At 53.4% G+C, this 21,322-nt stretch carries 21 protein-coding genes; 10 read left to right on the top strand and 11 right to left on the bottom strand.

Annotation, left to right across the window (positions count from 1 at the left end; genetic code table 11):
* The first annotated feature begins 6 nt into the window (after nucleotides 1–6).
* Nucleotides 7–252, top strand: a complete 246-nt coding sequence (locus J7I43_RS17550; protein WP_209147156.1) for a hypothetical protein — start codon at nucleotides 7–9, stop codon at nucleotides 250–252.
* Here J7I43_RS17550 and J7I43_RS17545 read toward each other — a convergent pair.
* The 5 genes from J7I43_RS17545 to J7I43_RS17525 all read right to left on the bottom strand — a co-directional run bounded on the left by J7I43_RS17545 (nucleotide 249) and on the right by J7I43_RS17525 (nucleotide 6,143).
* Nucleotides 249–590 (bottom strand): c-type cytochrome, encoded by a 342-nt coding sequence (locus J7I43_RS17545; RefSeq protein ID WP_209147155.1) that lies wholly within the window; start codon nucleotides 588–590, stop codon nucleotides 249–251. The genes J7I43_RS17550 and J7I43_RS17545 overlap by 4 nt on opposite strands.
* On the bottom strand, nucleotides 587–2,038 hold the full coding sequence (locus J7I43_RS17540) for a PQQ-dependent sugar dehydrogenase (RefSeq protein WP_209147154.1): 1,452 nt from the start codon (nucleotides 2,036–2,038) through the stop codon (nucleotides 587–589). Before J7I43_RS17540 ends, J7I43_RS17545 begins: the two co-directional genes overlap by 4 nt.
* 170 nt (nucleotides 2,039–2,208) lie before the next feature.
* Nucleotides 2,209–3,900 (bottom strand): serine hydrolase domain-containing protein, encoded by a 1,692-nt coding sequence (locus J7I43_RS17535; RefSeq protein WP_209147153.1) that lies wholly within the window; start codon nucleotides 3,898–3,900, stop codon nucleotides 2,209–2,211.
* 73 nt (nucleotides 3,901–3,973) lie between these two features.
* Entirely contained in the window at nucleotides 3,974–4,243 is a 270-nt protein-coding gene (locus J7I43_RS17530; RefSeq protein WP_209147152.1) for a helix-turn-helix domain-containing protein, read from the bottom strand.
* A gap of 259 nt (nucleotides 4,244–4,502) precedes the next feature.
* Nucleotides 4,503–6,143 (bottom strand): hypothetical protein, encoded by a 1,641-nt coding sequence (locus tag J7I43_RS17525; RefSeq protein ID WP_209147151.1) that lies wholly within the window; start codon nucleotides 6,141–6,143, stop codon nucleotides 4,503–4,505.
* Between the two features lie 207 nt (nucleotides 6,144–6,350).
* Here J7I43_RS17525 and J7I43_RS17520 point away from each other — a divergent pair, with 207 nt between their 5' ends.
* Complete coding sequence (locus tag J7I43_RS17520) at nucleotides 6,351–7,337, top strand: alpha/beta hydrolase (RefSeq protein ID WP_209147150.1); 987 nt, start codon at nucleotides 6,351–6,353, stop codon at nucleotides 7,335–7,337.
* 47 nt (nucleotides 7,338–7,384) lie between these two features.
* Here J7I43_RS17520 and J7I43_RS17515 read toward each other — a convergent pair whose 3' ends face one another.
* From J7I43_RS17515 to J7I43_RS17505, 3 genes are read right to left on the bottom strand one after another with little or no spacing between them, the layout of a single operon-like run.
* Nucleotides 7,385–9,139 (bottom strand): c-type cytochrome, encoded by a 1,755-nt coding sequence (locus J7I43_RS17515; protein ID WP_209147149.1) that lies wholly within the window; start codon nucleotides 9,137–9,139, stop codon nucleotides 7,385–7,387.
* A gap of 2 nt (nucleotides 9,140–9,141) precedes the next feature.
* On the bottom strand, nucleotides 9,142–10,242 hold the full coding sequence (locus J7I43_RS17510; RefSeq protein WP_209147148.1) for a plastocyanin/azurin family copper-binding protein: 1,101 nt from the start codon (nucleotides 10,240–10,242) through the stop codon (nucleotides 9,142–9,144).
* A gap of 9 nt (nucleotides 10,243–10,251) precedes the next feature.
* On the bottom strand, nucleotides 10,252–11,535 hold the full coding sequence (locus J7I43_RS17505; protein WP_209147147.1) for a mandelate racemase/muconate lactonizing enzyme family protein: 1,284 nt from the start codon (nucleotides 11,533–11,535) through the stop codon (nucleotides 10,252–10,254).
* A gap of 204 nt (nucleotides 11,536–11,739) precedes the next feature.
* On the opposite strand from J7I43_RS17505, the gene J7I43_RS17500 reads away from it, so the two are divergent.
* The 6 genes from J7I43_RS17500 to J7I43_RS17475 all read left to right on the top strand — a co-directional run bounded on the left by J7I43_RS17500 (nucleotide 11,740) and on the right by J7I43_RS17475 (nucleotide 17,661).
* The gene (locus tag J7I43_RS17500; RefSeq protein WP_209147146.1) at nucleotides 11,740–12,297 is read left to right on the top strand and encodes a dihydrofolate reductase family protein; all 558 of its coding nucleotides are present in this window, start codon (nucleotides 11,740–11,742) and stop codon (nucleotides 12,295–12,297) included.
* 90 nt (nucleotides 12,298–12,387) lie between these two features.
* A complete protein-coding gene (locus J7I43_RS17495; RefSeq protein WP_209147145.1) occupies nucleotides 12,388–15,261 on the top strand; it encodes a hypothetical protein in 2,874 nt (957 codons plus the stop codon).
* 80 nt (nucleotides 15,262–15,341) lie between these two features.
* A complete protein-coding gene (locus J7I43_RS17490) occupies nucleotides 15,342–15,812 on the top strand; it encodes a response regulator transcription factor (RefSeq protein ID WP_236023411.1) in 471 nt (156 codons plus the stop codon).
* 98 nt (nucleotides 15,813–15,910) lie between these two features.
* On the top strand, nucleotides 15,911–16,453 hold the full coding sequence (locus tag J7I43_RS17485) for a DUF4199 domain-containing protein (protein WP_209147144.1): 543 nt from the start codon (nucleotides 15,911–15,913) through the stop codon (nucleotides 16,451–16,453).
* Nucleotides 16,419–16,805: a VOC family protein gene (locus J7I43_RS17480; protein ID WP_209147143.1), complete on the top strand. Its 387-nt coding sequence runs from the start codon at nucleotides 16,419–16,421 to the stop codon at nucleotides 16,803–16,805. The genes J7I43_RS17485 and J7I43_RS17480 overlap by 35 nt, the downstream gene beginning before the upstream one ends.
* Before the next feature lie 121 nt (nucleotides 16,806–16,926).
* Nucleotides 16,927–17,661, top strand: coding sequence for a class I SAM-dependent methyltransferase (locus J7I43_RS17475; protein ID WP_209147142.1), 735 nt, complete (start codon nucleotides 16,927–16,929; stop codon nucleotides 17,659–17,661).
* A gap of 73 nt (nucleotides 17,662–17,734) precedes the next feature.
* On the opposite strand, the gene J7I43_RS17470 is transcribed toward J7I43_RS17475, so the two are convergent.
* The gene (locus J7I43_RS17470; protein ID WP_209147141.1) at nucleotides 17,735–19,594 is read right to left on the bottom strand and encodes a heparinase II/III domain-containing protein; all 1,860 of its coding nucleotides are present in this window, start codon (nucleotides 19,592–19,594) and stop codon (nucleotides 17,735–17,737) included.
* A 182-nt stretch (nucleotides 19,595–19,776) separates the two neighbouring features.
* Between J7I43_RS17470 and J7I43_RS17465 the strand changes: the two genes are divergently transcribed.
* Entirely contained in the window at nucleotides 19,777–19,989 is a 213-nt protein-coding gene (locus tag J7I43_RS17465; protein ID WP_209147140.1) for a hypothetical protein, read from the top strand.
* Here the strand turns inward: J7I43_RS17465 and J7I43_RS17460 are convergent.
* Nucleotides 19,959–20,351 carry an acyl-CoA thioesterase gene (locus tag J7I43_RS17460; protein ID WP_209147139.1) on the bottom strand — a complete coding sequence of 131 codons (393 nt, stop codon included), beginning with the start codon at nucleotides 20,349–20,351 and terminating at the stop codon, nucleotides 19,959–19,961. The genes J7I43_RS17465 and J7I43_RS17460 overlap by 31 nt on opposite strands.
* A gap of 111 nt (nucleotides 20,352–20,462) precedes the next feature.
* On the opposite strand from J7I43_RS17460, the gene J7I43_RS17455 reads away from it, so the two are divergent.
* A complete protein-coding gene (locus tag J7I43_RS17455; RefSeq protein ID WP_209147138.1) occupies nucleotides 20,463–21,041 on the top strand; it encodes an alpha-ketoglutarate-dependent dioxygenase AlkB family protein in 579 nt (192 codons plus the stop codon).
* A 29-nt stretch (nucleotides 21,042–21,070) separates the two neighbouring features.
* Here J7I43_RS17455 and J7I43_RS17450 read toward each other — a convergent pair whose 3' ends face one another.
* A complete protein-coding gene (locus J7I43_RS17450; protein ID WP_209147137.1) occupies nucleotides 21,071–21,313 on the bottom strand; it encodes a hypothetical protein in 243 nt (80 codons plus the stop codon).
* Nucleotides 21,314–21,322 lie beyond the last annotated feature (9 nt).

Below are 21,322 nucleotides of genomic sequence, written 5' to 3'. Positions count from 1 at the left end.
TGGATCATGGACCAACATATTATCACCGTGTACATCGACGACAAACCTTACCGTTTCAGGGTAAATATCGACCACAAGCTGGAAAAGACGACCTATCTCGTATCTTCCGAAAGCGATGAGGATTTTATCCCGCAGGATTTCAGGATCGACGAAAACGGCCATGCCGATATCGAGGAAAGCGGGCGCACTGTAGAACAGGAACAGATCGCGCGGCTCGTGTGGCAGGAAATCATCAACAAACAGAAACCTTAGGAAAGGCGTTTCGCTTTTTTCCTGGTGTGAAGATATTTGATCAGGTCGCCCAGGTCTTTTTTGCTGATCACGTCTTTTTTAAAGGCGGGCATAGCGCCGAGGCCGTGGCGCACCTGGAATTTTTCCACGAATCCCGGCGTGGGTTTGTTGTTCAGCGCGGGGCCGAGCCCTTCTTCACCCATCGGGTGGCATTTTTGGCAATATTTCATGTACTGGTGACGGCCATTTTCCAGCGAAGCGTTTTCCCGTGCGCCCTGCATATCGCCTTCAGGCATTCTCCTGGCGGAACCGCACGCGATACAAAGGGCCATTCCGGCGACGATCATCATTTGTTTCATAAGCTGCTTTTTTTAGTGATCTTCCAAAGCACACCAGTGTTCTTAACAGGTTTCGATTGCCCGTCGCCGGTCATTTGCAGTATCCCGAAATCGACCACGTACAGGCTTTTGCCGCTGGGATCGAATTGAACGGACACGGGGCGCTCGAGCCCTTTGGTGCCCAGCCAGCTGGCGGGGCCGGTCTTTTTGCCGCGATTGCTCATAAAATCCTCCACGCTGCCGCTGTTCACATTCACGCGTACTACGCGGAAACCTACGGGGGAAAGCACTTTCCCGACGCCGGGCGCCATATCGCCGAACTGCGCGATAAAAGCTTCGCCTTTCCAGCCGAAGGTTTCGCTGGTTGAAAAATCGATGCCGTTGGAAGACGAATGCACGGCGAGCGTAGCGACGGGTTTGGGCACTTCGCCGGGCTGCGTTTGCAATACTTTCTGCGGTTTCGCGCCACCGGGACGTTTGAACAGCGCAACGGGCTTACCTTCCATAAAATCCGGCCATCCGTACCAGCTGCCTTCATTGATCTCCCACAACACGTCGCCGGTGCCCCAAATCGGGCGGCTGCCGCGTACATCCGGGCCGTTTTCGGTCACGTACAGTTTACCGTCCGGCGATTCGGCCAGCCCGTAAGGATTGCGCAGGCCCCAGGCCACCAGCTGCAATTCCTTTCCCTGCAACGGTACGCGCAGTATGGCGCCGGAACATGGCAGTTTGCCTTTGATCACCATCCCTTCCGTGGAAGCGGAATCGAAGGGCAGGTATGCGCCGGTGACCGTTTGGGCGCCGCCTTTCTTGTTGAGCGCGTCGGCAGCTTCGTAATTCACGCCGGCGAGCGTAATGTCCTGGCAGGGAATATCGTGCAGGCGCGGAAAACGGTGCAGCCAGCCGAAATCCGCATTGTCCGGCCCTACCACACCGCTGTTGGTGACGGAGCCGGTTCCGAAATAAATATGATCGTTCATCACCACGGGGCCGTTGAGATGGTGATCTCCGTTGCCCGGAAGCCCATCCACCAACACGGTCTGTTTTCCTTCGGGCGTAACTTTCAATATTTTACCGCCTTCTTTCTGCCCGCCTTCGGCGATGTAAAAGTTTCCTTTGTGCCATGCTATGCCCGTCCACGGCCCGTTCTCATTTCCCTTCATCACTTCCTGTGTTTCTCCGTTCACGATTTTGAGCAGGCGCGGCACGGTAAATACTTCACCGTAACTGTAACCGGCTTCTATCACATAAGGAACGCCTTCGTCGTTGAAACACACTGCGGTGGGGAAGTTCAGCCCGGAAGCCACTACTTCCGCGGTATATCCTTCCGGCAAAACTATATCGGCGGGGCTCGTTTCCCGGATGGCCGGGACGTTCGTTTGCCCGCCCCCTTTCGACCGGCGCGAAGAGTAACAGGCGGTTAGCACAATAACGAGCAATAACTGCAGCAACATGGAATAGTTCCTCATAATTCCGTTTATGCGAATGGTTCAAATTACGTACCGTTCAACAACCACAAATGCAGCAGCAATAAGGGTTATCAACTATGACCGTTTTGCTACAGATGAGTAAATAATTCAACAAAGCGCACTTTGCCGGTCATTACCGCCACGGCGCTGCGGCGGGTATTGCATTGCAGTTACTTCGCCTCCCGCATCAGCCGTTCCAGCGCACGTTTGCTCAGTTGATTATCCGGGTTGATTGCAAGCGCTTTTCTATAAGCCGCAACGGCATCGTCGCGACGGCCGTTCTTCAGCAAAACTTCCCCATAACTATCGTAAGCATTGTCGCTTTTAGGGAACAGCTCGACATTACAACGGAACAACGCTTCCGCCACGGCGGGATCGTCGCTCATGGCCTGGTATCCCAGCTGGTTGAACTGAAATTCATTGATATAAAAACCGGCGGTGTCTTCCTTCATCCGGTAAAATTCTTTCATTGCCGCCACCACGCCATTCTTCCGTGCAAGCTTATCGATCTCCCGGGCAAGTGAAAGCTTCGGTACTTTCCATTGATAGCTGGCCATTGCACGGCGAACGTGCTTTATTTCCAATCCTGTTATTCTTCCCTTTGCATCACGCACGAACCGGCCGGTATTGCTGGTATTCACAAAGCGCATACTGTCCTTGCCGTACGGCGCCAGGCCAAAACCGCCGCTCCATTCGCGCTGGTACCATAACTTTCCGTTCCTGAGCGTAATGAACCTTCCGGCGCCGGAACTGTCTGTATATATGCCGGTATATTCCTCCAGCACCGCGCTGTCTGTCTCCAAAGCAGGATAACGTAATGGCTTGCCTAATGCAGCAGCGGCAAGGTCTGTAGCTACCAGCTCCGGGAGTTTCCCGCGGTAGTTTTCAAACACGGCGACAAATAATTTTTCTTCCGGGAAATACATGTCGTGCACCATAAAACCGCCTGCATTCCCGCCGTGCTCTATCAGTTTGCTGCCTTTCAGTTCCCCCGTGTTCCAGGCATAACCATAGTCCGTGAATTTGCCGTTGTTCAGCCGGTAAGGCTCCCAGGCGCGGGCAAGCGTTTCTTTTTTCACGAGTTTCCCGTTTACGAGCGCGTTGTTCCATTTCAGCAGGTCTCCCACCGATGAGAAAATAGCACCGGCAGAGGCTGCGGAGCCGCCAGCGGCTTCAGGCCCGTTTTCCAGCATGCCGCTACGCGTGAACACATAACTGCTGGCCCGGTGTTTCCGGATGCGGGCCCTGTCTTCATAAAAGGTCTGATCCATACCCAGCGGCTGAAAGAACTCTTTCTCCAGGTAAGTTTTATAAGGCATACCGGTTACCCGTTCAATAACGGCGCCGAGCACGATATAACCATGATTGCTATAGGAGTAGGTTTCGCCCGGTATGGCTTTAACGGGAATATGTTTAAACGTGGCCATTACTTCGCCTGGGCCGTAAGATACCGGCGATGAAGGCAGCTCCCGCTGCCGGGCTTCCGGGATGCCCGCAGTATGCGTGAGAAGATGTTCGATGGTAATGCGGCGGCCGTTCACCGCGTAGTCGGGTATGTATTTCGTTAGCTCGTCGCCGAGGGAAAGTTTGCCCTGCTCGTGCAGGCGAAGGACCGCAATGGCCGTAAATTGTTTGGTGACGGAGCCGATGCAGAAGATCATGTCGTTTTGCATAGGCACGTCCAGCTCCACATTGGCAAGGCCCCAGGCTTTCTGATAAATGATCCTGCCGTTCCGGGCGATAAGGGCTACGCCGCCTGGCATTCCGGGCCTGGTTTCTGCGGCGATGATACTATCGTACAGGGATGTTTGTCCGAATGCCGCTTCTGTGGCCAGCAACATCATCATAAGGAAATATTTCATAACGGAGAATTTCCGCTAAAGTAAGGTAAATTATATTTCGTACGAAATATTTCCTAGCTTTATTTTTCCAAGATTAATTTCTCAGGGCCTGCTGCATTTTTTCGGTAGCGATCACGACGCGCATCATCCTGTATTCGGGTATTCCGAGCATTTCGGCCAGCTGTTTTACTTCCTGGAGGGTGATATTGCTGATATTATGCAGCCATTCCCGCATTTGTTCGGGGGCGATATCTGCGTCCCTGCATAACTGGTTCAGTGAAATACGGAGGATGATCTCGGGGAAAGTGGTGATGCTGTTGTTCCAGATCTGTTCTCTGATAGCGATATACGGCTGGTGTATCATATAGTCGTTTTGGGTTCGGTTAATTGTTACAAATATGGGGCCTTGTTCATTCCGGCTTCCCTTAATTATTGAAAATTAAAAGGTTAACGCCCGTTGGCGGTGTACTGTCTTTTTTTCCCGTTGTAGGACAAATTCCACAACTGCGGGGTTATTACTAAAATAGAAATTATTTTTTATCGTACAGGTTAATTTTTCGGATCGATGAAAAAAGGCCCGGACTGGGTAACAGCCGGGCCTTTTGTATCGTCGGTAAATGGTTTTATGGTTCCATCCAGATGAGCCTTATGTTTTTCTGTTCCGCGTCCGCTTTTATCGTAACGTACAGGTTGTTCACAGGGTCATAATCGCCAACGGCAAACAACCCGAGGTTATGGTCTTTCCGTTTTACCGCATCCCCGTACACATATTCGCGTTTCGGCAGCACTTCTTCCCCTTCCAGCAGAAAATAAAAAGCATCGCATTCACCGACGCCCATGATCGTCGTGATCTTTCCTTTCAGTACCCTTTTGGTATTTTCTTCCACATCGTTGAACAGTAAAATTTTTTTGTCTTTTCCATTGATAAAGGCAAATGATTTGTACTGGTCGCCTTTATACAACCGGGTTGCCCTTCCAGCGCGGTGGGCATGGTAAAAAGCGCGTGGCTGCCCGCCCCACAGGTAATGCCGCTTCGGCAGGAAATAACTTTTGATGATCTTTCCATTTGCGTCGTACATAGACACTGCAAGGTCTTTCAGTTCAGTATTCATCCTCGTTCCGCCAGACAGCGATGTGCCGGTTGAGCCGGCGATCGTCGAAGATTGCCAGATGCGTACGCCAAGGTCTTCGTATACCACGGCAAAGCTGCCGTCTGCATTCAGGAAAAAATTAACCGGGCGGCCTTCGTAATCGGCTTTTCTGCCAAACAATTCCCGGCTTTTGATATCCGCTTCTTCCGGGAAAATATCATCCGCGGCCAGCTGCGTTCTTGTTGCGGGATCTATGTAGATCAAACGGGTATAGCCTTTGGGATTGACGCCCTTTGATTTTGTAACATATACCAGCATCATCAGTTTTTCGGTAGCCGGGTTGTATTTCAGCAGTCCGCGGTCCAGCTCGAGATCGTGCGTAAAGTCAAGTTCTTTTACGTCTACTGAAGTATCGCCTTTTACCAGCGTTCCGAGCACCATGATGTTTTCTTTTCCGCCGCTCCTGCGGGTATTATACGCATAGCCCAGCACATGCACGGTTTGGTCCACTACCGCCATATCTATATACTCGAGATATTTGTATTTGTCTTCCGGCGAATGATAGAACCCGCGGCTTATTTCTTCATGTTCGCCGTTGTAGAGCGCCACTTCAAGCCTTTTGTTGCGGTCGGGCGTCATACTGTTTAAAGTCGTTACCGCATACAGATCGCTGTTCGGGTCTTTGTGGACATAAAAACCGGGCCCGGGCACTCCGCCAAAGCCTAATGCAAATGCTTTCCCCACGGTAACTTCAGGTATCGTAGCGATAACGTCCTGTTTTTTAAAGATGCCTTTTACCCCGTCGATCACCACGCGGTGCAGGGTGGGCGTTCTTTTATTGATGTCGTTGACCAGCAATACCGCATCGCCGTTCGATTCAAAAATGGCTTCTATTCCGCCGTTATGGTCCAGCTTTCCGTATTTGGGAACAAGCCGTTTGGAAACTTTGGGCTTATGTTTCGCATCGTAGATCTTGATATCTATTGCGGGAACGTCTACTCCCCGCCTGAAGGGAAAAACGATGAGCATGGTATAACCGTTCTTTAACTGGAGTATCCTTCCGAAGCCGTCTTCCGTTTCGGGGAACATGGCGCTTTCCGCGATCTTCTTCATCTGGGGAAATGCAAACGCAGGCACCATGGCCAGCAGGCACAGGGGTAAAATCTTTCTCATATTTATCTGGAAATGAAGCGCAAAGATAATTCCTTCCCTCCAACCACCCCCTACCCTTTTCGTGTTACCAATACGACATCCCTTATACGCTGAACGTTGCAGACGTGATGCCTGAAGAGAACATTTTTTCCCGCGCTTCAACCTTAATGCCCCACAGTTCGTTATCTAATGGCATACATTTTTCCCAATCCCAAAAATTTTTCCATTATGAGTAAAAAACATACCCCGGTGGATTATTCCGTCGATCCCCACCTGACGCCATTGGTGAAAGCGTTCCTGGATGTACTGAACAGCGGCGGCCCGCCGGTGGAAAGCCTGGACACGGAAGGCGCGCGCAACGTGCTGGTGAATGCCCAGAAATCCGTTAAAGTAGACGTTTCGGGCGTTACGGTTTCGGAAAAGACCATTACCGCGGACGGGTATACCATCCCGCTGCACATCATGAAACCCGAAGGCGCAACCGGCACGCTGCCGGTGTTTATGTTCATCCACGGCGGCGGCTGGATACTGGGCGACTTCCCCACGCACCAGCGGCTGATGCGCGACCTCGTAGTGCTTTCCGGCTTCGCGTCCGTATTCGTGAACTATACGCGTACGCCCGACGCGGCTTATCCCCAGGCCATCAACGAAATTTACGCAGCCACCAAATGGGTGGCGGAGAATGGCGCGGAGATCGGCGTGGACGGGAAGAACCTGGCCATAGCGGGCAACAGCGTCGGCGGGAACATGTCTACTGTTACCTGCCTTCTCGCAAAGGAACGCGGCGGCCCGGAGATCAAATTCCAGCTGCTGATGTGGCCGATCGTGGATTCGGATTTCGACACCAAAAGCTACCGAAAGTTCGGCACACAGCGTTTTCTCACCAAGTCGCTTATGAGCTGGATGTACGACATGTACATTCCCGACCCGGAAAAAAGAAAGGATATTCATGCCTCGCCCAACCAGGCCACCGTGGAGCAGTTGAAAGGATTGCCGCCCGCGCTCATACAGGTCGCTGAAAACGATATCCTGCGCGACGAAGGCGAAGCCTACGGCCGCAAACTCGCGGAAGCCGGCGTTACCGTCACCACCATCCGTTACATCGGCGTGATCCACGACTGGGGCATGCTGAACGGCCTGGCGCATTTGCCGGAAACGAAATCACTGGTAGAGCATGGCGCGGCTGAATTGAAAAAATATCTCGGGCCTAAATAAATAGAGCGGCGCATATGGCCGCTCTATTTACCTAAACCGATTTTAATTTATAAAGAAAGAATATACCGGGTGATTTTTTTCGCGTCCGCCTGCGACATGGCGCTGTGCGGTGCCATCGGCACGTTGCCCCAAACGCCCGTTCCTCCTTTGATGATCTTGTCCGCCAGCCGCGTCACGCTTGCTTCCGTAGCGGCGTATTTCCGCGCAATGTCTTTAAACGACGGCCCCACCAGTTTTGTATCCGGTTTATGACAGGCCGCACAATCCGACGCGGTCAGCAGTTTTCTCCCCGCCGCAATATCCGCCGCCGGAAAAACGGGCGGCTTAACCACGGCCGTTCCCGGCGCGGGCAATAGTTTGTTCAGCGTATAACAGACCAGCCCGTTCACCAACGGCAAACCCTGCCGCGACATGATGTTATCCATTTTCACTTCGTACACAAAACCCGGCTCCAGTTCATCCAGCACCAGCGAAACCTTTTTGCCGTCCGGCGTTGCACGGATGGATGCGATGTTCACCGCCTGCACGTCCAGCTGCGGGGAGCCGTATTTTTTATGATACGCGTATCGGTACCGGCGGATATGATAATTGGCGGGCTTCAGCGCGGAAGCCGTTACCGGCTGGGTGAACACAAAATCGAATCCTTTTTGCGTGAGATGCATGCGCAGAATATCCAGCTGCGCCTTGCCCGTAAATACGATGCGTTGTATGCCATCGTCGCCGAGCCAGCCGTGCGAGCTTTGGCCGGTGTACAAACTTCCGTCCGGCCCGAACACCAGGCGGTTATTGCCCTTACGCAGCCCATGCCCGTCGAGGAAAGGCACGCAGGCGCCCTGCCACTCGCCGCCTACTTTTTCAAGCATCACCCGCACGATCCTTTCCCGGTTCATTTCGCCGATCAGCATTTGCCCCGCGAACGGGCCGAATTTACCGCGGGTATTGTCTGCCACCGGCTCCGTAGGCGAATTGGCGATGATGCCGTGCGGGAAAAACACCACCGGTTTGGTGCGCATGCTGTCCAGCACGTTTACCGGCAACTGGAAGGGCGAACCTTTGTTCCATCCTTTGGTCCACACCAGGCTCGCCGGGTGGCCGTAAAACCGGCCTTTCTGTACATGATACAAAGGGCTGGTGCCCACCCAGTCGCCTTGGTTGTCCGTCGCGAAAAGATTGCCGTTAAGATCGAAACCGATGCCATTGGGAGAACGGAAACCGGAAGCCCAGGGCAACAGTTTTCCCTGCGGCGTCAGCTGCATGATCCAGCCGCGGTAAGGCACGGCGGAAAACATTTGTTTGCGGCCGTCGGCGCTGTCTCTTCCCGCAAGGTTCACCTTTCCCCGCACTTCGGGCCGCATTCGGCCGTTGGGCGAAGAGGCGTTGAGCGCGATATAAAGATTGCCGTTCCGGTCTTTCACCGGGCCGTAATTAAATTCATGGTAATTGCCGGTGAGGCCGAATGCATCGGTCACGTTCTCGTACAGGTCCGCGTTGCCGTCGCCGTTCGTATCGCGGATGCGCGTCAGTTCAGGCCTTTGCATCACCAGTATTTCGGAGTTGCTGATCACCAGCATGCCCAGCGGATCGTGCAGGCCTTCGGCGAACAATTTCCATTTGCCGGTACGCGGCTGCCAGGTCATTACTTCGCCCCGCGTGAATGCCGCCACCAGCCTGCCGTCCGGGAAAAAGGCGAGCGCGCCGTTTTCCGCTTTCAGTCCTTCCGGCATGGGAATGGTTTCCACTTTATACGATTGCGCGCGCAGGCATGTTGGGATCAGGAAAATAAATGCCAGGATGTATTTCATGCTTAATGCGCTTTTATGGTCATGATGATGCTGAATGCCTTTGCCTGCGCGGCCGTCAGCCGCAGGTCGTTTCCCTTCCAGGTTCCGGCCGTGCTTTCGAATGTTGTGCCCTGCAGCTCGTCGCCCGCATGGAATACCAGCGGCTGCGCGGCGCCCGGTATCCTGAAGGAACGGATCAGGCCGCTGCCGTCTGCCTTCGGCTGGATGCGCTCATATACGTGCAGACCGTTGACGGTGTAATGAAATTCAGGGAAACGGTCGATGAGGCGGTAACCTTTGTAGCTCACCTTCGCGCCGGGCGCGCCGAGCGGGTAACCGGCGGAATCGCGGAAAAATTTCACGCCAACCACCTTTGCGAGCGCATCGCCTTTGCCTTTCCAGAGATCTGAATTATCGAGGAAACCGCCGTGCCAGGCAAAACGCAATTTGCACAACGAAGCATCCCAGCAATAAGCCAGCTGCATCGGCAGGCAAACTGCGATCGCAGCCGGGCTCGCATCTTCGATGAACACGCGGTACAAATAAGGCGGCACAGGCTTATACGGGTGCAGCGCCGTGGAATGACCGTGATGCATATTATTATGGTCTACGTCCTTTTCTTCCAGCGATATATCGTCCTGCCGGCGTTGGGGAGGAATATTTACGTCTGTGGCAAGGGCCGGAAGAGCCGTATCGGCAGTTACGTACATTGCGCCATACATAAGGGTTCCATGTCCCGGGTACGTACACACAAAAGGGTAAATATTGGGCGTTTCTGGCGCGGTGAATTCCAAAGTTTTTGACTGTTGGGGCGCTATCACCGGCAGCGACCACAACACATTCGCCGATGCGGGCGTGTAATTCATTTCCGGGCCTTTTTCGCCCAGCTGTAAAGCCTCGCTTACCACCTGTTCGCGTGTGCCGGGTTTTACGATCAGCAGGTTGTGGTTCATATCGTCCGTATTCGTAAACACGATCTTTACCCGCGCGCCTGGCGGCACACGGAAACGTACCAGGTCGAACTGAAGGCCTGGCATTACGCCCATCGGTATAGTGATATCCTGTGCGAAGAGCCGCAGGGGCAACAGCGCCAGCAGGCACAAAAGCCCTTTCCAATATTGCATGAAAGCCGTTTATGAGTGTTTAAAAAGTGCGTCGTAATGCGGCAGCGGATCGAATATGCCTCCGCTCCTTTCGTAAAAAACGCGATCAAGCTGAAACACGCCATGTTCCGCTTCCGTCCAGCTGCTGCCGGCGGCGGGATGATATTGTTTCATCGTGTTCCATCGCGTGTAATTCATGTCCCCGTTGGTTTCCATCAAGCCCATGCCAATGCCGGGGAACGGGCTGAGCCGTGCGGCAAGATTTTTATGCCAGTCTACCAGCACCGGGTTCACGGTAAGGTCCGAGCACAGGCAGGGCACATTCCTTTCCGCCGCCAGCCGCGCGATACGCATAGACAGGCTCAGCGTTTTAGCGATGCCTTTCAGCACCAGCGCGGTGTAACCCTGCTCCAGCCGCTGCAGCGCGTCTGCTTCGGAATGCACGCTTTCGTCCACCGCCAGCCGCAGGCCGATGTCGTGTACCGGTTCCCTGATTTCCTCGCGGAACGGTTCCTCGTATAATAATATCCTGTCGAAAGCGCCGATGCGCTGCGCATGGCCGAGGTAACGGAGAAGGGTATCTTTTGCCTCGTAGCGGCCATTGGCGTCCATCGTGTAACGCACCGGGCCGTGCGGCGTGTGGAGGTCTTTCACCGCTTCGTGTATCTCTGCAAGCCTTGCACTGTCGAACGCCAGCATTTCTTCCTGCGTGCCCGGGTACCCCGTTTTGATCTTGATCACGAAATAACCGGCCTTCACGGCGTTCACCACGTCCTGCACCGGCATGTTGTACGATACCTGGAACATCACGGCGATCTGCGAATTGCGGTGGCTCAGCGCCTGCCGGTATTCAGCGGGCACCATTTCATCGAAACTGCGGAAGTTGTTTTCCCGCGCGTACAGCAGCCATGCGGCGTTGTCTACGCTTACGAGCGAGTTGAGGATAAAATTGATATGCACGCCCGGTTTGCCGGTGATCTTTCCCGCGGCGGCGATCACCTGCGGCAACAGTTTTTCCAGCAGATCGGGCGGTGTGTTGAAAGGGATGCCGGGCAGCAGCGAAAGCGCTTCTTTTGTCAACGCGAACATCCTTTCATTGCCCGTTTCTTCGGAATGCGCGGCGAAAAGGTCCGCGTCGCCATACAGCACGCTTTGCGTAGCGAGGCCGGTGGCGGAATGCCCGTTGGAAGAAGTGATGCGGCTGACCGCCTGCCAAAGTTCGGTCAGGTAATTGCCTTTGAACCCAAAGGGGCGGATGAGCGGTTCCCGTTCCGCGGCGGCCGCTGTGTGTTGAACTTGAATACCGGAGAGCATGGAATTATCTGGTTTTCCCGGTGGCCCGGGCAGCATGGGTAAACAATATACGGCGCGGGGCGGCAAAAATACAAGCCGGCATTCAAAATAAATGCTTCCATGTCCTGTTCACCGCCCTGAATTGACATTTCTCCCCTCTTTTTCCGCCCGCCACGGCATTAGCTTTGTGAGAAGATTTATATTCATCACGTTCAAAATAATGGTATGGGAAAATTATCGGCATTCAATTTTCTGACGCTGAACGGGTTTTACCAGGGCAAAGAACAGGGCGACATCAACTGGCACACGCACCAGGCCGGCGGAGAAGAGGCCGAATATGCCGCCGAAGGCGCGGGATCGGACAGTACGCTCGTTTTTGGAAGAGTGACCTACGATATGATGTCTGCCTGGTGGCCTACGCCGGCAGCGATCGAAACAATGCCTGGCATTGCGGAAGGCATGAACCGGTCGGAGAAGATCGTTTTTTCGCGTACGCTTAAGAAAGCGGATTGGAACAATACACGGATCATCAAAGACAATATCGGCGAAGCCGTCCGCAAGCTGAAGAAAGACCGGGACATGACCATTCTCGGCAGCGGCAGCATCGTAACGCAGTTGTCTGATCTTGGATTGATAGACCAGTACCAGCTGATGATCGACCCGGTTGCGCTGGGCGAAGGCAAGACCATTTTCTCCGGCATGCAAAAACAGCTCAATCTCAAACTGGTCGGTCATCGTATTTTCAAAAGCGGCGCAGTGATGCTCACCTACGAGCCTGCTTGATTGGTCGTGGAATGACCATCCCCGGTATTTTTTTCACAAAATGCCGGTTTCCGGCCGGGGATATGTAATTTCCGGGTACAAATTCCCCGTATGAAACTAACACCGGTACTGGCTTTCATTACAATGGCCTGTTTTGCCGTATCCGCCACGGCGCAGCAACTGCCTTCTCCTCATATCGCCCGCATCACCAAAGATTCCGTGATCGTGATCACCGGCGTTACGCAACGGTTTACCGTAGATTCGCCGGAAGACCAGGGACCTGTGCCCACTGCCGTCAACACGGCTTTGTTGCCGCGTGAATTAATTGCTTCGTTTCCAAATGCCGCGATGATCAACGTAGTGGGGAAAGACGGGCTGGCCAAAACACAGGGCACGCTTGAAACGGGCGATAAAGTAGCTGCCGGCGGGCGCATGTATCATATCGGCCTGCAGGAAATGGCGCTGAACGCGAAACTTGAAATATTACAGCCCGCATTCACCGCAGGCGCGGCGGGCCGCAGCATGACCGTAAAATTTTATGCAGGCCAACGCAGTCCGGATGTTGCCGTTCGCCTCCGCGTGCCCGCTACCATTGGCGCAACCATGCAAAATATATTGGTAAACGTTATAGGCCGCGGGTTCGTGCGGCTGGACAGTTTGCATCTTCAATCCATCGGCCGCACCGGCACGGCATATTCCTATTCAAAAGTGGGCGAAGCGGACATTAAAAAGACTGCGGACGGCGCGTCCGTCATTACCCTGCGCCACCTGGACCTGAGACCTGATAACAACGGCGATGTGATATTTATTTTCAATAACGTACGTTTCCCGGAAGCAGGCAAATTCGATATAGAAGCGGGTTACACGACAGCGAAACCCGCCGTGCTCGCCAGCGCGCCGGCCATTGCAACGGTAACGGTTACACGCAATATTGCCGATTTCATGCGTGAACCGCTCAAAATAAAAACCTACCTTGAAACACCGGAACTATACACCAGCGCTACATTCCGCTGGACGCCCACCGGCGGAAAAGAAACGCCGAAACTGATGTTATCCGTAGATGGCGGTAAAAAATGGACGGCGGCGAAAGCAGCCATCAAAAACGGCAGCGCATCCGTTTCCGGTCTCAAACCCAATTTGCTGTATACTTTCAGGCTGGAAGGAAAAGACCGCGGCGTATCGAATACTGCGCGTTTTTTCACCGGTAAAATGGACATCGGCGGGTTTGCGCCGCAGGCCGACGCTACGGAAGCTGTAAATATTGCCATCGATTCGCTGCACCGGCTGGGCGGCGGCACGCTGCTGTTCAGCAAAGGCGAATATAATGTGCGCACCGTGCGCCTTCGGTCCAATGTGTATCTGTATGTGGGAAAAGACGCGGTACTGAAAGCCATGAAAGGCGCGGACGCGCCCGAAGCCACCTGGTTCAGCGACAAACAATACCGCTCCGGCACATCGCCCACCGATCCCGGGCCATACGACGATCCTGAAAATTATCTCACCAAACAGGACGTGGGGCATCATTATTTCAACAACGCCATGTTCTCCGGCCAGCGCCTCGACAATATCAAGATCGTCGGCAACGGCCTGATCTCCGGCAACGGCAACCTCGTAAACAGCGACAAAGTGATGAACAATGCGCCGGATAACCGCGCGGACAAGATATTTTCGTTCAAGCTCTGCACTAACCTGGAGATCGGCGGCATTCAAAGAAAAGAAGATCTCTGGTACGACGCTGAAAAAGACGAACCGTATTACGTAACCGCCAAAGGCAAAGACTTCAACACCGGTAACATGCTCAAGATAGAGCGCGGCGGGCATTTCGTGCTGCTGGCCACGGGCACGGACAACATCCACGTGCACGACACCTATTTCGGGAAATACAGCACCGGCAACGTGCGCGACATCTACGACTTTATGGCCTGCAACAACGTTGAAGCGGTGAACATCTATTCCAAAGTAAGCTCTGACGACATTATCAAACCGGGATCGGACTGCTCGCTCGGGTTTACCCGGCCGGCCACGCATTACCGCGTGCGCAACATCATCGGCGACACCAATTGCAACCTGTTCCAGATCGGCTCCGAAACGGCTGACGACATTACCGATCTTTGCGTAGACAATATCTATGTGCTTGGCGCGAACAAAGCGGGATTTTCGATTTCCACCAACGACGGCGCGCATATCAAAGACGTGCATCTCAATTGCGGCCACACCGGCCCCCTTCACGCCCGTTCGAAAATGCTGCGCACCACCGCGCCTTTCTTCATCTCCATTTCCAACCGCGGGCGCCTGATCGGCGCAGTGGCGGGGAAATATTCCTTCACCGAGAACGGCAAAACGCGCAACGAGCTGCTCGTTAAAAATGTGAACATCGGGCGCGTGGAGAACATCCTTATCAACGGCATCGATATTTCAGAAGTCTATGGCGGCAGTTCGTACAGCGGCAAACGCTGGAAACCTTACGACGGCACGCAGCGCCGCGCTACGTCCATCATCGCGGGGTACAGCCTGCCCGACGCTCCGGAGGTAGCAGGTGGCCTGGACTTCCGGCTGCCGGACGGGCGGCATACGGGTTATATCGAAAATGTGCAGTTCAACGATGTGCATATCGTGGACATGGGCGGCAATCCGGCCGGCGATGCAGCAGCAACGCCGCCGGAGCTGGGCGTAGGCCAATATAACGTTCCCAATCTCAAAACCCAGCCTTCGTACGGTTTATGGGCCAGGCATGTGGAGGGGCTTACCGTCAAAGCTTCCAGCTTTAATTATGTGCAGCGGGACGGCCGTTACGCTATTTTCCTGGACGATGTGAAAAAAGCGCGGCTTTCCGGGCTGAAAATGGTGAAATCGAAGGACGTGGAGCATGTGATCGGGTTGAAAAACGCACCCGGCGCGTCGATTACGGACATTATCTATTATAACGACAGCTGGAACAATTCGCCGCAGCCGTTGAAACAGGACGGGCTCGTCAAAACGCCGTGATATGGAGGAAAGCCCCTTCAGGGGCCTTCCTTCCCTCAAAAATTGTATTAAATTTGAGGCAGTAACCAAAACTGAGACTTTTGCGGAAATGGTTTGCCACGCATAAATCCACCATACTTTACACTGTTTCCCTGGGCATATTGCTGTTCCTGCTCCGATGGCTCGAACTGCGGTTCATGGTGATCAGGTACGCCCTTGAATTTTATATCGGCGCCATCGCCATCGTATTTACCGCATTCGGCATCTGGCTGGCGCTGAAACTATCGCGCCCGAAGGTGAATACCGTAATTGTGGAAAAACAAATTTTCCTCCCCCGCCCCGCTGATTTTACCCTCAACGAAAAAGAACTGGAAAAAACCGGGTTGAGCACCCGCGAGCTGGAAGTATTGCAACTGATGGCCGATGGATTGAGCAACCAGGAGATCGCCGCAAAATTGTATGTGTCTTTAAGCACCATCAAGACCCATTCGTCTAAAGTGCTCGAAAAAATGGACGTTCGCCGCCGCACCCAGGCGATCGATAAAGCTAAAAAGCTGAATATCATACCCTAACGATTTCATACTTTGGTCGGATTCCTGGAAAATCAGCCTAAAGTATGACCGAAAACCCGTTCCGTTCCCTCATTTTTGCAGCATAAAACCTATTACTGATGAAAAAAGTAGTATTCATTTTCGGGCTGATCGCCGGGGTTATTATCACCGCCATGATGATCGGTTCTGTGACCGCATGTTACCGTAACGGGGATTTTGGCGGCGGGAACATGGTATTGGGATTTCTCGTAATGGCCATTGCATTTTCGATGGTGTTTGTCGGGATCAAAAATTACCGGGACAAATACCTGGGCGGGCAGATCACCTTTTTAAAAGCCCTGAAAGTGGGGCTGCTGATCAGCCTGGTGGCCAGCAGCATGTATGTGATCGCCTGGCTGATCGACTTTTACATCTTTATCCCGGACTTTCTTGACAAATACGAGGCATCGCTGCGGAAATACGCCACCGGCGCGGAAGGGAAGGCCGAGGTAGACAGCCAGATGGCGATGTACAGAACCTGGTACAAAACGCCCCTCGGCGTGATACTTGCTACTTATGTGGAAGTATTGCCGATCGGGATTATCATTACACTTATCAGCGCATTAATCCTTAAAAAACGTAAGAAAAATGAAGATCATCATTACCAGCGTGCTGGTGCCTGACCAGGAGAAGGCATTACAGTTCTATACGAACATACTCGGCTTCATCAAAAAAACGGACGTGCCCGCCGGCGGCGCCCGCTGGCTCACCGTGGTAAGCGCCGATGCGCCGGACGGCGTGGAGCTGCTGCTGGAACCGCTCGGGTTCGATTTTGCGGTCGCCTGGCAGAAAGAGCTGTATAACCGGGGCATTCCGCTCACCATGTTCGGGGTAACCGATGTTGATGCGGAATACGCGCGGCTGAAAGATCTGGGCGTTGTGTTCAGGGGCGAGCCGAAGCAGGAAGGGCAGGTGAAATACGTCATTTTTGAGGATACCTGCGGCAACCTGATCCAGATCGCGCAGATGCTGTAATTCACGCCATGCCTGATTATATGCCAGGGCCTGCATTGCCGGTGCGCCGTCAGTGCAGGCTTTACCGTTATGCGGCGTGAACGCGGATATTGCGTATTTTCGCAGTACAAACCCACTCCGCATGAAAGATAACTTCTCCGTTCACGCCGGGAAATACGCAAAGTTCCGCCCGCAATACCCGGAAGCGTTATTTGATCATCTGCTCGGCCTGGTGCCCTCGCGGGGCAAGGCATGGGATTGTGGAACAGGAAACGGGCAGGTGGCCTCCAGGCTTTCGCAGCATTTCGACAAGGTGTATGCCACCGATATCAGCCGCCAGCAGATCGAGCAGGCCAAGCCCGACCCCAAGATCGATTACTCCGTTCAACCTGCCGAACAAACGAATTTCCCCGACCACACTTTCGACCTGGTAACCGTTGCGCAGGCCATCCACTGGTTCGATTTCGACGCCTTTTACAAAGAAGTGGGCCGCACGCTGAAAAAAGACGGCATCCTCGCCGTGATCGGTTATGGGCTGCTGCACGTCACGCCGGCGGTAGACGCGGTGATCCGCCGCCTGTACGTCAACATCGTGGGCGAATACTGGGACAGGGAAAGAAAATATATCGACGAAAATTACATGACCATCCCCTTCCCTTACAATTGCCTGCCCAGCCCATATTTCGAGCATAAAGAAGAATGGTCGCTGGAGCATTTGAAAGGGTACCTTGCTACCTGGAGCGCGGTGCATCACTACATCCAGGACCGCCGCACAGATCCCGTGGAGCTGGTTTCGGACGATCTGAAAGCCGCGTGGGGAAAGGAAACGCTGCAAACCGTAAGATTCCCGATACTGCTGAGAATGGCGCGGATGTAATGTTTCCGCGAAAAAATATAAAGGCCCCTGCGGTATTGCACCACAGAAGCCTTTTTTTGAATGTTTTACCAATTTATTTTGAAGCCGGCCATTCGCTGAGCGCCTTAACCGGTGCGGTTTTGGTGTTTTTCTCCGGCAACAGGTACACGTTCATTGCGCCTTTGAAACCGGCGGGCACCGTCATTTCAAAACCGGTGAGAATGGTGCCTTTGTTTGAAGCGTCGTAGTCGTTTTTGGATTCGGTGCTCCAGGTTTTCATCTGCACGGGCAGCGGCGCGTCCACTTTCAGCGTGAGCGTTTTCCCGTTTTTGGAAAGCTCGGCCGTGTTGCCGCCGGTGATCTTCACGTCGGCGGGCGTTAGCAAAGTCCAGCGCACAACGGTTTCTTTTTGCGGCGCTTCGATCTCGTCGCGCACCACTACATATTGTTTGTTCACGATGGCGATGCCGCGCACGGCTTTTTCCAGGTCGCCGGCATACAGCTTACTGATATCCGTGGTGGCCTGCAAGAAATTTTCATCGCGGTTGAAGGCGGTGATGCGCGCATCGCCTTTTACGTTTTGGAAATTCCCGTTAACGGTAAGCGTATTGTGCGCATAGTTATTGTAGCGGTATACCTGCCAGCGCTGCGAGTTTTGCGCGAGGCCCCAGATCGATATGCCTTTCGATTCGAGGGAGTTGTAGTCCTGCATGCCGAAGTCCATGGCCCAGCGTACGCCGCCGCTTTCCATTACGAAAGAGCCTACGTCCATATGCGCATGGTTCACCGAAGGCGAGCCGCCTTTCATGCCTGCGAATATCGCGTTTTTGTCCGTCCAGGACGTGCGCATGAGCGCCACGGGATTTTTCCCGCCGCCCGTCCACAACAATGCCTGCGGCGGTTTAATGGAAGACAACCGGATATTATTGTTCCACAGCATGATGGCGGGCAGCAAGCGGTCGCGCGTATGACTTTTCCCGCTTTCCATCCAGCTTTTTTCCACCCACAACAGCGACGGATCTTTTTGTTTGCCGGCGAACCAGAACATGGCCGCGTTCAGCCCGCCGCCATTGCCAGCGTCGGAATAATTGAACGGCGCACCGGTGGGGCCGGTCATATTTTCGAGGTAACCGGCGGTTTGCAGGAAGCCCGGTTTTTCGGTAAGACCAAAATCTTTTTGGAATATTTTTTCAAGCGCGCTGATGAACAGTACGTTAAAACTGGTGCCGTAGCCCCAGTAGCCATATCCTTCGGGATAAGCGCCCTCCGGCTGGTAATCGGCCATGGGCAGCTGGATGGATTTGATCCCGCGGTTGATGATCCCGCGGGCAAGCTCGGGCTGCTGCTCATAGATCGCGAGCGCGCCGTACGCCATGCCGGTGTTGCACACCTGGTTCCAGTTGTTGGTCACCCGCAGCCAGTTATTGTTCTTGCTTTGCAGCGAGGTGTTGACGCCTTTTTCGAGAATGGCGCCGGAGATGGTTTTGCGGTCGTTTTGCGAAAGATGATCGTACAGCCAGTCATACCCGATAGCCATACCGAGCGTCATTTCAGCGACATCCAGGAAATGGGAAGGGTTCCAATCCTGGAATGCGGCTACAGCAAGCATCTCGGACTTCGCGCGTTGGGAATATTTCCCATCGCCGGTAATGCGGTACGCATAGGAAAGATAAAACAGGCGGCGGATACATTCGCGTGAAACGCCCAGCAGGCGGCGGCCTTCCAGTTTACGCTCAAGATTGGGAAGACCGATCATTTTGTCTGCTTCCGCAACGATGGACTGGTGCATTTTCTGCCATACCGGGTCGGAGGCGATCATTTTCCGCAATTGATTTTCTTCGCCTTTCAACATTAAAATACGTGGGTGACCCGGCACGGAAGCACCTACAGGAAGCGTGTCCGTCTGTGCAAACGTTTGCATACCGAGTAGCAAAAATAGCATGGTAAGTTTCATAACTGGAAATTTAATACTGATCAAAATACAATTATTTCGAAATTTCTCATATTCATTCATCCCCAATTTGCCGCATCCTTTCCACAAAAAAGACCCAAAGCCGTATGGAAACCGCGATGGGCGGCTATATGCGGTTTCTGGCACAAAATTGTGGTTATATCCGTCTATTAAACCGAAGCCCGATGGAAAACAACCGTAAGATCAGCTATAACCACGTGCCGGCGCGGGAACTGATGCGCCTGGCCATAAAATTCAACGTATCGTTCCAGAAAGTGAAAGCGGCCATGTACACGTTGGGACACGACCTGAAAGACATAGAAGCGTGGTTCCAGGAGCGGAAACAGAAGCTGGAGCCGGAATACTCCTATTTTTCGCGCAATCGTTCGTCTGTATAAGTGATCTCCGTTTTGCCGTGCGGTTTAGGCACGCCGTTTTCGTCTACCGATACAAAAACGATCTTGTCGATGGTAAGAATGGATCGCTGCGTGATCTTGTTGCGCACTTCGCAGGTCAGCGTAATAGATGTGCGCCCGAAGTGGGTGGCTTTGATGCCGAGCTCCACGATATCGCCCTGGCGGGCTGAATTGATAAAATTGATCTCAGACATAAACTTCGTTACGCATCCGTTTGTTCCCAGCTGGATAATCGCATAGATCGCCGCCTCTTCATCGATCCAGCGCAGCAGGCTGCCGCCGAACAAGGTTCCGTGCGCATTCAGGTCTTCCGGTTTTACCCACTTCCTGGTGTAGAAATTCATTGTCTTGAAATTTTGGGCGAAATTAACAAATAACCGCGGTTTTGTGCCGGTCGTTCCATACATCGCAAGATACGGATGGCGCAAACCGGCGCTGCCCGTATCTTTGTGTATATGAACAACCTGTTACCGGCAGACGGCATGGCGGTGTTATTCCCGGCACTGTTCACCCCGGAAGAAAGCGACGGCTATTTTCAATTGTTGAAGGAAAATATAAACTGGAAACAGGAACCCGTGATCCTGTTCGGTAAAACCGTGATGCAGCCAAGGCTCACGGCCTGGTATGGAGACGAAGGCAAAACGTACAGCTATTCCGGTATTACCATGCAGCCCCTTCGCTGGACGGAGGAATTACTTGCCATCAAATCAAAAGTGGAAGCCGCGGCCGGTCAGGATTTCAACAGCGCCTTGCTGAATTTTTACCGCAATGGGCAGGACAGCATGGGCTGGCACCGCGACAATGAAAGCTCGCTGGGCATCAATCCCGTGATCGGTTCGGTAAGTTTCGGGGCTGAGCGGGTTTTCCAGTTCAGGCACTACATGAACCGCTCCGTAAAACGCGCCGTGTTGTTAACGCACGGCAGCTTACTGATCATGGGCGGCGAAACGCAGCATTACTGGCAGCATGCGCTGCCGAAAACAGCCAGGCCGATCGGCGCGCGCATCAATATTACTTTCAGGAAAATAAAGTAATGTAGGTCTTCACTTGCTGCCGGGTTCGGTTAATCGTGCCCTTCCTGTTTCACCAGTTTGTTGTAAATACCGAAAAGCAGGAATGGCGCAGCCCACTGGCCGATGAACAGACTGGTATGTTTCCGCCCCATGCATTGCAGGGCCAAAGCCGCCGTCATGGCGCCCACTGAAGCCCACAGGAAAACGTCGGAAGGAAGTTTCGCGGTCTGTTCCTCGATAGCCTCCGCTACAGGGCCTTCGGCGTGCTCATTGAACATGTTTTTCTTTGCCATAAAAAATAA

The sequence above is a fragment of the Chitinophaga chungangae genome (genome assembly GCF_017742215.1).
GTDB lineage: Bacteria > Bacteroidota > Bacteroidia > Chitinophagales > Chitinophagaceae > Chitinophaga > Chitinophaga chungangae.
Note: the sequence above shows the minus strand (reverse complement) of the source record. Positions and strands in the feature narration are given on the sequence as shown.